Origin of the sequence: Tunturiibacter lichenicola (genome assembly GCF_051013355.1) — a bacterium.
GTDB lineage: Bacteria > Acidobacteriota > Terriglobia > Terriglobales > Acidobacteriaceae > Edaphobacter > Edaphobacter lichenicola_F.
Genome location: NZ_CP132944.1, coordinates 209,602 through 222,703, shown reverse-complemented (window position 1 = coordinate 222,703; position 13,102 = coordinate 209,602). Strand labels below are relative to the sequence as shown.

Sequence of the window (13,102 nt, the reverse complement as noted above, 5' to 3'; positions counted from 1 at the left end):
TTTCCTCGCACCTTATGGCGCAGGTGCCATCGCAAGACGCGGTCACCGCCAAGCAAAGCGCAACGCAGATCGATGAAGCGTGGCAGAAGGCAAGTTCGAAGTACGATAAGCAGCGCGACGTCCTGCTCTCCACAGTGGAGCGGGAGTCGACAGAGGGACCTTTTCAGCCCGACTGGCAATCATTGGCCAACTATCGCGCTCCGGACTGGTATCGCGACGCAAAGTTCGGCATCTTCATTCACTGGGGCCTCTACTCCGTGCCTGCGTTTGGAAACGAGTGGTATCCGCGCGAGATGTATCAGGAGGGGTCAGCAGTCAATAAGCATCACGTAGCGACATACGGCCCACTGACTAAATTCGGCTACAAGGATTTCCTGCCGATGTTCAAGGCCGAACACTTCGATCCGCAGGCCTGGGCAAAGCTCTTCAAGGAATCCGGTGCACGGTACGTCGTTCCCGTATTCGAACATCACGATGGATTCGCAATGTATGACAGTGATCTCTCAGATTGGACTGCGAAGAAGATGGGTCCGCGCCGCGACCTGGCGGGGGAGATAGCGCTTGCGGTTCGCGCTGAAGGCCTGCACCTTGGCGCGTCCTCTCACCGCATTGAACATGACTGGTTCCTCGACGGAGGCCGCAAGGAGAACTCTGATGTGAACGATCCACAGTATGCTGCGTTCTACGGACCAGCTCACTCGAGACTGGGCGATGATGGAGCGTCATTGGCAGAGGACTGGACCTATGTGTCGCCAGCCTACGCAAAGGATTGGCTCGCGCGAAATGCGGAGATTGTGCAGAAGTATCACCCTGACCTGATCTACTTCGACTGGTGGATTGGCCAGCCTTCGGTGCGACCGTACCTGGCCGAGTTTGCTGCGTATTACTACAACGAATCGTCAAAGCGCGGAAGGATTGGCATCATCAACTCGAAACTGGTTGATATGCAGAAGACGTCTACGGTGCTGGATATTGAGCGTGGGCAGTCGGCATCCATTCTTCCCGAAGCATGGCAGACAGATACGTCGGTAAGTAATAAGTCGTGGGGCTACATCGAGAACGACACGTTCAAGACCCCCGAATTTATCGTGCAGCAATTGGCCGACATAGTCAGCAAGAACGGCAATTTGCTGCTGAACGTCGGGCCGAAATCTGATGGCACTATCCCCCAGGCCGTTCAACAGGTACTCCTTGAGGTTGGTGGATGGCTAAAAGTGAATGGCGATGCGATCTACGGTACGCGCCCTTGGACAAACTTCGGCGAAGGGCCGACCAAGGTAGAAGCGGGAGCGTTCCACGATACGCAAACCAAGCCGTACACAGCGTATGACTTCCGTTTCACCACAAAAGGGAAGACCCTATATGCCATCGAAATGGCGTGGCCGACGGAAGGCGAAGCAATCATTCATACCTTAAGCGGCAACGTCGTTGGTGCTCGCAAGGTAAGTGCGGTAAATCTCCTCGGGACTTCTGCTGAACTGACCTTTGTCCAGCAGGCTAACGGATTACATATCCATGTACCGGCAGAAGCACCCGGTAAGTATGCCTTTGTGTATCGGATTAGCTTTGAGGATGATAAGCACTAACCGTTGTTGGGTGCGGACTATTGAGCTTCAAACTTAAAGGCCGCGGCCTGCATATCACCTCGGAGGTCTACCTCCACTCCGTGTCCCATCCAGTAACTTCCAGACGCAACGACAGGCGTGTCTTTTGCGAGTGATCCCGAAATCGGAGTTACTCGATATTGCGTCATTGGATTAAGCCCCCGAAGGTTGATCCGCGGGAAGGGGTAGCCCATCTGACTGGAGTGCAGAAATGCAAACAAAACTGCCTGTTGCTTATTGATCGAAACAGATTCAGTGGCTGAGTATTCGCTCCCCTCCTGCGGCGGAATCAAACGATAGAGCGAACCGTGCTGCACTGTCTCGCGAACCTGTTTGTATGCAGCTATAAGACCTTTCGCTGTCTCGAAGTCTGAGGCGCTCCAGGTGTCCAGGTTTGCGCCGACACCGAGCGATCCTTGCATCGAAGACAAAAAGCGGTAGTTCAGCGAAGTTGTCCGGTTATTTACCCAGTTAGGAGAGTCCGTAACCCAGGCCATCATTACACCTGGTGTATAGGCATAACTAAATCCATCCTGAATTCGCAATCGGTCAAATGGGTCTGTATTATCCGATGGCCATACCTCATCTGTCAGCGAAAGAATACCGAGATCGACACGCCCACCGCCACCTGAGCATGATTCGATCTCTACCTTGGGATGCTTCGCCCGCACCTCACTGAGAATGCCATAGAGATTCTCGATATACGCGACATAAATTTTCTTTTGCTCATCGGAAGTAACGCCAACTGCGGGCCAACCCGGCTCTGACCAATTTCGGTTGTAATCCCACTTCAAAAACGCGATGTCATTCTCACTCAGTAGTCGGTCGAGAAATTTGTAGACGTAGTCTCTGACATCCGGACGCGCAAGGTTTAAGACGAGTTGATTGCGTGCCTCGCTGCGAGGACGCCCAGTAAAATTGAACACCCAATCTGGATGCTTACGATATAGATCGCTATCTGGATTGACCATCTCCGGCTCGACCCACAGGCCAAAGTCCATTCCCGGAGAATGCACTTTATCAATCATTGGCTTCAGGCCATTCGGGAGCTTCTGTTGATTGACATACCAATCGCCCAATCCGGCGTGATCATCTTTTCTCTGTCCAAACCAGCCGTCGTCCATGACGAACCGCCCCACACCGATGCGTGCTGCCTTCTCCGCCAATGCCTCTTGGCCAGCCTCATTGACAGCAAATTCAGTGGCCTCCCACGAGTTATAAATCACAGGACGGAACTTGGGGTTCGGCGCCTGCGGCAAAACGCGGGACAACTCGAAATGATGTAGCAGCCGCGACGCTCCCCGATCCCCTCTCTCGAGAAACCTCCATAGAAAACAGGGGATTCAAGTTTTTCGCCAGGCTTCAAGCTGTAAGCAAAATCGAACGAATTGAATCCACCATTGATGCGGATGTTTCGCACTTGATCCTGTTCGACGGTGATGCGCCACGACCCACTCCACGCAAGCGCTCCGAACCAAACTTCGCCAAAATCTTCATCGGCTTGGTCACCACGTTCGACTGCGAACCATGGGTTGTTCTGATGTTCGGTCGACCCGCGCCGACTCTCAAGCACTGTTTCACCTGCAACAATCCTCTAATGTTGAATGGTGTCTTCGCCTGCCCATCGGCCAGTCAGGTAGCGAAGAAAGTAGTCTGTTCCCGGCGAGAGATTCCAAGTAGCAGCGGCTACCTGCTCGATGACTAGCGGCTCCTGAGTTCGGTTGATGATCGATGAGGAGCGCGCGATAATACCTGTCGTCTCGTCCACGCGATAGTGCATGTCGACGAACAACTCCCGTGAGGTATCTCGAAGTGTAACGGTAAGCTCGTTTGCCTTGATGGTGTGTGACACGGAGTGGAGCACAGTATCGCGATTGCCATCGGGGAAACTCACCTTCCGCTCCGGTTCGACAAACAGACCGCCCCCCAACCTACGTACTCGAATGGTGTTGTTGTCGCCGAACCATCAAAGGATGCGACGGCCGCCTTTGCCGTCGGTTGGAGGGTCAGGTCCTCTTTGCCGATCTGAACGCCCCAGATAGACTGCATTTGATCCTGCGCGTTCACGCCGAACGCATAGTTATCCCGGCGGCATCAATGCGAAAGGTCTTAGTCTGCGCATCAAAGTGGATCGACGTAGAAGTCTGAGCTTCGGCGCCAGAATGTGATAACAAACCCCAGGAGCACCAGACCCTTCAATACGGTCGACTGAATCTTCATTCGCATCCCCTTCTCATAGACAAATTCAGAGACAAGCTTCATTGCATCTAAGAATCGAGAAATGATGTAACCGATTTCATGGTGTCATCTTTCACCGCAATTTTTGATTGCCGATGCACCATATCGAAACCATCACCCTTTGACTAAGCCGGTCGTCTGTCGCACAACGAGTTCAGTTGAGATTCGATACTCCGTTCCATTGTTTGCGTGCTTATGGCTGGCCGCGTAGAGAGCAGTAAAAGCACTTACTGCAATCTCCGCGCGTGGGACACGAATTGTGCTTAATGGCGGTTGTAGAAAAGTGCTTATTTCAATATCGTCAAAGCCCATCACCGAGATATCTTCTGGCACACGGAGACCTGCGGCGTGAATCGCGCGCATCATCCCGATCGCCGTTAGGTCATTTGAAGCCATCACGGCCGTTGGGGGTATGCGCAACTTCAGCAGCCGTGTCATGGCGCTCTGCCCCCCGTCAATTCGATGGTTGCCGACTTGTATGTGGTCGGCACTGTACCTAAGCCCCTTCTTTTTCAGAGATAGTACGAAGGCCTCACTCCGGATTTTTGCAGACGCGAGCGTCGGGGGACCGCTCACGAAAGCAATCCTTGTGTGCCCCAGGGAAACTAAGTGTTCCATAGCTTGTTCAATACCACTGACGTAGTCAATAAAGATGTTGCTGATATTCGGTCCCACTCGGCCGGTGTCGAGGAAGACTATGGGGACGCCACGCCTGTTCAGTAATTGGATAAGTTTGAGATCCATCTCCGATGTCATGATGGCGACGCCATCGACTTTGCGCTCAAGCATCCGCCGGACGCATACCTGCATCCGTTTTGGCTGGTAGTCGGTATTCGCAATCAGAAGTTCTTGACCGTGCTCGACCGCAATTCGCTCGAAGCACTTCGCAATATCTGGGAAGAATGGGTTAGCAATATCCGAGATAATGAGGCCGTACATATGGCTTCTACCGGAGCCTAGAGTACGCGCATGCGTATTGGGATAGTAGCCCAGGGATTTTATCGCGCTGCGAACCTGGCGCTCAATTTGGGCGCTGACAGGAACGGTTCCGTTTACGACTCGGGATACAGTGGCTGTGGAGACCCCAGCTTTTTTTGCTACTTCTCGAATGTTCACGTATCGGGTGGCTATCCATCACCTTTCTGTATTCGGTTCGTCGCGAATGCAAATTGTACTGACAGTGCGTGCATCGCATGCAGCTCATGAGATCACAGTCACTATAGCCCATCATTAAAAATTCATTCGGCAGAATTCATTCCGCGCGAGTAGTACATCTGTGTTGGCGCACATCAAAAGTTATCACTCAGCATTCGAGTCGAGCTTCTCTGTTGTGACAGATACAAGAAAACTATCTGACTCTACCTCGGATATCGCAGCCATGCGCCTACTTTCGGTCGGCATCTTGCTTTCACTGTAACCGATTGCATTCAAAGGGCGAGAAAGGCACGCAGATCACTGAAAGCTTAAGAGATTCCCAGTGCTAAACCTGCCAGGAAGCCTAACTTTTTGTTTAGGTTATGATGTTGCTTTTCTGTATACGTATGGTTTGTCTCTTAAATCGACACTTTCACACGCCTGACGCTAATCTGAATGGGCGGTACGCGGACGAGACTATCATGCTCCCACACATGGCCGCGGTCGACGGGAAGATCGTCATTCAAGAAGATCAAGGCGGTCTCTTAACGAATGCGCGGCGGAAGACAAGTAAATAAGAGGCAACTGAGTAAAATGCGCCACGTAAGTGAAGTCAATTCCAGCATGAATGCTCGTCACGGATCGCGCTGGCTCTTTAAAAAAGGTAGATCTTGGTTTTCCCCAGTCGCTCTTGCAGCCGTCGTGGCCCTTACCGCCATGTTGGCTTCGATGTCATCTGCTCAGCAACCGCACGAGCAGCACCCAGACGGAGTCACTATACAAGGCAGTGTCCACGATCGAGCGGGTAGCTCGGTAGCCGACGCGTCGGTGAGGCTGGAACAAAAGAATATTTCCGAGACCTTGGAGACTAAGACCAACGCTGCAGGAGCGTTTACGTTTTCCGCTCTCCCAACAGGGCAATACCTAGTCAGCGCCGAAAAGTCAGGACAAAGAAGTCGTAATACCGCCGTTCTATTAGAGATCAAGGGCGATCGAAAGACTATCGATCTGACTCTCGAATCCCCCGGAGACGCGCAGCCAAAATCGAGTCCATCTTCACCGTCTTCATCCCAGACAATGCAGTTTTCCGATCAGCCGAATTTCACCATCGCGGGAGTTGTTGACTGGACAGCTGTAGGAGGGCATGGATCGGATTCCGCTTTGAGAACCAGTGAAGATCTCGCGCGTGAAACTCTTACACTTAAATCTGAAAGTTCCAGATCCAACGGGGCTGCTCGACCTGACATTAAAGTTGAAGGGCAAGAATCCGAGAGCCAACTGAGTGCCGCTCGTGCAAGCGCTCCGGCGAGCTTCAAAGCGAATCATCAGCTTGGCGAATTCTATTTCCACGCGGGCAGATACCGGGACTCTATCCCGTTGTTGTTGACTGCATATCAAATCGATCCGACGGAGAATAGCAATGCATACGATCTGGCGCTGGCTTATAGGGAGGTGGGTGACTTCTCACAGGCTAGCAAACATGTCCAGAAACTATTAGTGCACAACGACTCTGCAGACCTGCATCGCCTTGCGGGCGAACTGGACGAAAAGCTCGGCAATCCATTGGCTGCGGTCAGGGAAGATGAGCGGGCAGTTCGTCTGGATCCGAGCGAGCAAAATTACTTTGAATGGGGCTCAGAGCTATTACTGCACCGGGCAGTCTGGCAGGCTGTAGAGGTCTTCAAAGATGGAGCAAAGGCGTATCCAGAGTCATCCCGAATGCTAACTGCGCTCGGCGCTTCTCTGTTTGCGGGTGCGCTCTACGAAGAGGCGGCTCTTCGACTCTGTGAAGCTTCTGATCTTAATCCAGCAGCCTCCGAACCGTATGTCTTTATGGGGAAGATAGAGATCGCCGCACCTACGCGGCTACCGTGCATAGAACAGAAACTGGCGCGATTCGTGCAAGAACAACCTGGAAATCCTGTCGCGAACTATCTTTATGCGATGACTATTTGGAAACGACAGGAACAGCCGCCTGATCAGCAGTCCTTGCAACAGGTAGAAACTCTGCTCACCAAGGCCGTGGCGATTGATCCCAATTGCGTAGACGCCTATCTCCAACTCGGAATTCTTTATTCTTCAAAGCAAGATTATGAGAGAGCGATTGGTTTCTATACGAGAGCGATCAAAGCGGACCCTCAGCTGGGCGAAGCTCACTATCGTCTCGGCGTGGCCTACGACAGAACGGGACAGTCAGCAAAAGCGAAAAGTGAGTTCCTTCTTCATGACGAGATTGAAAAGAAGCAAGCGGACGCTATTGAAAGTCAGAGGCGCGAGATAAAGCAGTTCCTGGTTGTTCTGCAAGGGCAGCCGGTTCACCCTCCGGCGCAATGAAGGCATAACAAACGTTGGTACTCAAATTTGTCTTAAGCTGGTTCGTTCTATAGAACGTGCTTAGACTTGCTACGATTCCAGAAATCGACAAAACTTTACGGTGAGGCCGGTTTTACAGTGCTGACGATGCCATCGCCTTCGCGAATGGTGAGTATCTGGTTTGCTTTGACCAGAGTAAATTTTTCGATCTTCTGCGTAGTCGGCCACCTTACTTCGATCACGTCAACGGTATCAACCTTTCCCAATCCGAAGTGAAGTCGTAGGTCATTTTGCGACATGACGCTTGAGCCGCTATTAACTTCGTCCATTTGGATATGTTTGCCCGTGATAATCCGCACCCTTGCTCCAATAGCCGTGCGATTGCACTTGGTCCCCACGAGCTTGATCTTAATCCAGTTCTGTTTGTTCCCTCCATCATTGCGAAGGAGCGATGGCACATCATTCATATTTAAAATCAGCGCATCCATGTCGCCGTCGTTGTCATAGTCTCCGAAGGCCGCGCCTCGGCTGGAGAAATGTTCAGTTATGCCGGGTCCCATCTCCGACGAGACATCTTTGAAGTGTCCATTGCCGAGATTTTTGTAGACCAGGCGCGGGTTCTTGAAAGTTTGATCGAAGTGGTAATTATCAATCTCCGGGTACACATGCCCATTCACTTGAAGAATGTCCTGCCACCCATCATTGTCATAGTCGATAAACCCACATCCCCACGCGACGTAACGATTATTGACTCCGACGCCTGCGGCAAACGTGACATCGCTAAAAGTACCGTCACCGTTGTTGTGATACAAGTTGCAGGTGTCATCCGCAAAATTAGTCTTGAATATGTCAAACCAGCCGTTGCAGTCGTAGTCCGCGACGGCAACTCCCATCCCGGCCTGCTCGTGGCCTCCATCGCTATAGGCACAACCAGCCATGACAGCAACATCGGTGAACGTCCCGTCATGGTTGTTCTGAAAGAGGATGCTCGGTTGAGAGTCCACCGCCAAATAAATATCGGGCCACCCATCGTTATCAAAGTCATAAGAGACTGACGTAATGGAGTATCGCGGGCCAGGTTTCAGAATGCCCGACTTCTCTGAAACGTCAGTGAAAGTACCGTCACCATTGTTGTGATACAGAATGTTTGTATCGCCAGGAAGGCCGCGCGGGCCGCACATGATGGGCACGCCCTTCCACTGGCAAAAGTGCGTATCAGCCGCCGCGGGGATCTTCTCGGGATCGAGCTTAAGGTAATTACACACAAACAGATCAAGGTGGCCATCTCTGTCGTAATCGAGAAAAGTACAGCCTGCGCCCCAGCGAATCTGCTCCTGACGTAAACCTGCTTTGCGCGTGACATCCGTAAAAGTTCCATTCCCATTGTTGTGAAAGAGAATGTTATGACCCCAAAACGTGCAAAACAGATCATCCCATCCGTCATTGTCGTAGTCGCCAACGCAAACGCCGGTCTGCCAGCCGGTCACTCCCAATCCTGACTTCTCCGTGACGTCAGTAAAAGTGCCATCTCGATTGTTTTTGTACAGATGAGATGTCGGCACCTTACCAGCCGGCCAATTTGTATCGAGCCGATTTCCATTGGTGAGATAGATATCCAACCATCCATCATGGTCGTAATCAAAAAAAGCGAGTCCGCTTCCTTTGGCCTCGATGATGGATCGCTTGTGGTCGACGCCGCCCCACACGTTGGGAATGTTGAGTCCGGCCTTCTGCGCGACGTCTACAAATTGAACCTGAGGTGACACGGAATTAGATGTTGCGGCTTCTACAAGTGTCGGATCGTTCCACTGCCAGAGTGGAGTCGCTAAAGCCTCAACCAACGTACTACCAAGCACAAAAAGAGAGGAGCCGAGAAAACGCCGGCGAGGAAGATTCATAGGCTGCGATTATAAAGGCACGCCATGCCTTGGACCTCATCATTTGACGTGGCTATTAAGGTGCTTTGTTTAGCATCTCCATGGCCTGAATTGCCCCAGCATTTTGCGGTTGCATCTTCAGCAGTTGTTGCAAAACTTCTATCGCTCTCCCCTTGTCGTCCTGCAACACGTACAGTCGAGCAAGATTAAGATAAGACTGATCGAAGGTTGGGACAAGACGGATACAACTCTCGAACTGTTCTTTCGCCTTCGCATAATTCTGCTCACGCACAAAGAGAACGCCAAGATTGTTCAGCGCTTCAGGATAATCCGGACGCAGTTCGATTGCCCTTTGCAGGTAGTCCGATGCACTCTGCATCTGGCTCTGCTGAGCATAGAACATGCCGAGGCTGTAGTTGACCTCGGGATTGTCGGGTTCAATCGCAAGCGCACGGTTCAGGCAGTCGAGCGCTTTTTCAAAAGCGCCCTGACGTCGGTAGACATTTCCCAGGTTCAATAGCGCGATGGCATAGGTCGGTCTCAGAAGCAACGACTGTTGAAAACTTTGGATGGCTTCGTCCGGATGGCCTTCCTGCGCAGCCATCATCCCAAGATTGTTCCAGGCCTCCGGATAGTCCGGACGCAGCTTCAGGGTCTGTTGAAGGTACTGCCGCGCCTGTTTGAAATCATTCTTCCGCAAGTTGAGCGTTCCCAGGTTGTAGTAGCCTTCGGGATCATTCGGCTTAGCGGCGATGACCTGTTGAAATGATTCAGCGGCCTGTTCGAGGTAGCCGTGTTGATAGAGCGCTACCCCATAGGTAAAGTCATTCCGCTGAAACCCTCCCTGGTACAGTACTCCGCCCAAAGGCATCGCCTTTTGCATGCGACCGCCCGCCGTAGTTGGGACAGCTCTTACATCATCAAGCAGGCGCTCAGGGCTAATCGGTCCCTGATAAACCTTAACGATCATCCCTTCTCGATCCAGCAGAAATGAGGTCGGAATTGCGAGATCCCTTCTGCGATCGAATAAGTAACGGTAGATGATGTTGTAGATTCCCGCTACATCTTCCGTTGCAAAGACAACGGGGAAGGAAAATCGCTCCGTTGCAGCAAAGGAGCGAGCTCTGTCGTTATCGTTCGGGTCGACGCTGACCGCCAGAATTTTGAGTTGCCCCACCGCAAGCGTGGACTCGTGACGATGAAGCAGTCTCAGCTGGTCGCGGCAGAGAGGTGCCGTTGTCGTCCAGAAGTTGAGCAGCACAAAGCTACCGCGCAGCGATCGGAGTTCTCGCATCTCACCGGAAAGATCTGGCAAGGAAAATCCCGGTGCCAGCAATGGCTCAATGAGCCAAGTCTCTACCTGTGTTGGCAGCGGTTCTAACACGGGCGGCGGTGCCGCCTGCGCGTAAGAAGAGTTTGTCAGAGCGAACGGTTTCGCGGTAAAGGTGTTCGCACCCTCCTCAAATTCAATCCGATGGTTGACCGGTAAATGTTCGAATCTCTGAGACAGACCGTTAGGCCAACGAATCGTGCACTGAATCGCCACCTCCGGCTTTCCAACTCCGAAGAACACCTCTTTCGAATGCTGAGCCAGAAACCCCGAGCCCGCTTGCAGATACTGTGTCTGCCTCAGCGTTCCTGCTTCGACCGTAATCGCTGCTCCGATTGCATCGCGATTGCTCTTAGTCCCGCGCAAGCGAAATGCAATCGAGTCGCCGAGGTCCTTCATCCCGTTATGAAGAATCCGCAACTGCGGTGCATTGCGATTTTTGAGAATGAGCTCCAGTCGGCCGTCATGATCGAGATCAGCAAGAACAAAAGAACGGCTGTCCTCAGGAAAATCCAGCTCAACCGCACCCGAAACCTCTGAGAACGTTCCATCCCGGTTATTCGCGAAAGCTACATTCCTCTCATGGCCACTCCACGATGCATCCGACCGAATTAATTCATTCAGAGCATTCCATCCCCTCTCGTAAGCCAAAGAGGGAGTCGAGTCATTAGGCGACTTCGCCACCACTTGTCGCCAGAAGAAGCTGCCAAGGTCGTTCTTTTCCTGCTTTCGTTCCGGTCCGGTGATATACCCGTTAGCGACATAGAGGTCGGGGTAACCGTCGTGATCGAAGTCCCAAAAATCTGAACACCAGGCCCAGCGCCCCATCTCAACCCCAGCCTCCTGGCTGACGTTTTGAAACTCCCCATTCCCCTCGTTTCGATAGAGCGCATTTCCCCGTGCATGACGACGATAGAGCGCTCGTATCTCTTCCGGTGCTCGCTCCTGAAACTGCTTTTGCGTTGAGACCCTTTGGCCTGCCGCCGACCACATATCGGCGGCATAAATATCCTGCTTCCCATCGTCGTTAAAATCGGACCAGCACGCGCTCATCCCCGCACCAACATCTTCAACGTGCGCCGGGCCTGAGACCGTGCTGAACGTCCCATCGCCGTTGTTGCGATACAAATTATTCCGCCCGAAGTCATTGGCCACATAGAGGTCGGGCGCGCCGCTGGAACCAGATTCGCCCCATGCGCAAGCGAAGCTGTAACGATTGTTATCCACGTTCAATCCCGCCGCTTCGGTCTTCTCAACGAAAGACCCGTCCCCCTCGTTGTGCAGAAGGCGATTGGCTGGGCCATTGCGCGCGTCGAAGTAGGGAACTGGGTAGTGGTACTGGTCGAGCCCGAGATAGTAGCTGTAAAGGCAGAAGTAAATATCGAGACGGCCGTCGCGATCGTAGTCGGCCACAGCCGCATGTGTGAACGATCCCTGTGGAGCACCCGCAAACTTGAACGCGTCGCGCTTGAGAGCAAACGTTCCGTCCCCTTCATTGAGAAAGAGCAGAGGGCCGCTCCCACAGACCACCAGAAGATCCTGACGCCCGGTGTTCCGAAAGTCGGCAAACAGTGCGCATGCGGTATTGTCCAGCACTCCGACGCCCGATCGTTCCGTTACGTCTTCAAACGTTCCGTCACCCCGATTTCGATACAGCCGGTTGGGAAGGCCTGCTGGCTGGCAAACGTAAAGATCATCGAACCCATCGTTGTCGAAGTCACCCGCGGCGATGCCGTTGTTGCCGTAGACATCAATCCCACACGCACCATCTAGAACCGTGCGCCAATAGTCAGACCCGCGAAGCATCTGGCTCGTATACGACTCCACTCCACCAAGGGCGCGAGACGTGACGTCTACAAATGCGCCCCCGTTCGTGACGCTCAGAATCTCTTCACCGGCCTCCCATCGGCGAACTCTCCAGGCATCGGCAACAGGCTGGGATTCATCATGCGACCACTCCATGCGCCACGATCCAACCCGCTCCTCACGGCGCTGATCGCTCCGAAGACCGACAAGGTCATACCGAATATCCAGACGGACCGTGAGCGGCGCGCTCGCGATCTCAGCGATACTTGTAACTTCGAACTCCGCGGTTTCGACGCGCGAAACCGGTCGCAGCCAATCTTGGATCGCGTGGAGAAATCGCTCGCGCCCAGCAACGACCTCTGTGGCAAACCGTCTCCTTGAGGTTTCGATGCCGTTTCCAGAGCGCAGCGTCTTCGTCTCGACGGGAACCAGCGACGAGGCTTGAAAGGAAGCATCCAGCGATCGAGACAGGGCGGAAAGATCGTGCGTGGATCCCTCCAGAGCCCGCTTCCACCCGTTGAGCTGTAGTTCGATTTCAAAGGCGTATCTCTCAGTGATGTACTCATCCGAACCAGGCGTCACCAGGCGGAGGACATCTTCAAGAGGAGATTTTGCAGGGTAATGCGGTGTCAGCCGGATGTCGGCGAAGGAATAATCCGAACCAGGAGCTCGTAAGATCTCTGGCGCGCCAAACAAAAAGGAGGAGGCATAGAAAGGTGCCGGGCGAAAGAACATGGACGACAAACCCAGGCTTTTGAGCAGTTTCCGGCGGGTAAAAAAAGGTCTTTTAGTCTGGGAGT

The 13,102-nt window shown here is 52.9% G+C and carries 6 protein-coding genes and 1 pseudogene; 2 read left to right on the top strand and 5 right to left on the bottom strand.

Translation table 11 applies throughout. The features are described from left to right. The first annotated feature begins 14 nt into the window (after nt 1-14). Nucleotides 15-1,586, top strand: coding sequence for an alpha-L-fucosidase (locus RBB82_RS00970; protein ID WP_433973250.1), 1,572 nt, complete (start codon nt 15-17; stop codon nt 1,584-1,586). 17 nt (nt 1,587-1,603) lie between these two features. Here the strand turns inward: RBB82_RS00970 and RBB82_RS00965 are convergent, their stop codons facing one another. From RBB82_RS00965 to RBB82_RS00955, 3 genes and pseudogenes are all read right to left on the bottom strand, one after another. Continuing rightward, the gene (locus tag RBB82_RS00965) at nt 1,604-2,875 is read right to left on the bottom strand and encodes an alpha-galactosidase (protein ID WP_433973249.1); all 1,272 of its coding nucleotides are present in this window, start codon (nt 2,873-2,875) and stop codon (nt 1,604-1,606) included. After that, nucleotides 2,827-3,498: pseudogene (locus tag RBB82_RS00960) on the bottom strand (glycoside hydrolase family 36 N-terminal domain-containing protein). Before RBB82_RS00960 ends, RBB82_RS00965 begins: the two are co-directional and overlap by 49 nt. A 458-nt stretch (nt 3,499-3,956) precedes the next feature. Beyond that, nucleotides 3,957-4,958, bottom strand: coding sequence for a LacI family DNA-binding transcriptional regulator (locus RBB82_RS00955; protein WP_433973248.1), 1,002 nt, complete (start codon nt 4,956-4,958; stop codon nt 3,957-3,959). A gap of 612 nt (nt 4,959-5,570) precedes the next feature. Between RBB82_RS00955 and RBB82_RS00950 the strand changes: the two genes are divergently transcribed. After that, nucleotides 5,571-7,310 carry a tetratricopeptide repeat protein gene (locus RBB82_RS00950; protein ID WP_433973247.1) on the top strand — a complete coding sequence of 580 codons (1,740 nt, stop codon included), beginning with the start codon at nt 5,571-5,573 and terminating at the stop codon, nt 7,308-7,310. A 95-nt stretch (nt 7,311-7,405) separates the two neighbouring features. Here RBB82_RS00950 and RBB82_RS00945 read toward each other — a convergent pair whose 3' ends face one another. Continuing rightward, the gene (locus tag RBB82_RS00945; RefSeq protein ID WP_433973246.1) at nt 7,406-9,187 is read right to left on the bottom strand and encodes a CRTAC1 family protein; all 1,782 of its coding nucleotides are present in this window, start codon (nt 9,185-9,187) and stop codon (nt 7,406-7,408) included. A 55-nt stretch (nt 9,188-9,242) separates the two neighbouring features. Next, nucleotides 9,243-13,037, bottom strand: a complete 3,795-nt coding sequence (locus tag RBB82_RS00940; RefSeq protein ID WP_433973245.1) for a tetratricopeptide repeat protein — start codon at nt 13,035-13,037, stop codon at nt 9,243-9,245. Nucleotides 13,038-13,102 lie beyond the last annotated feature (65 nt).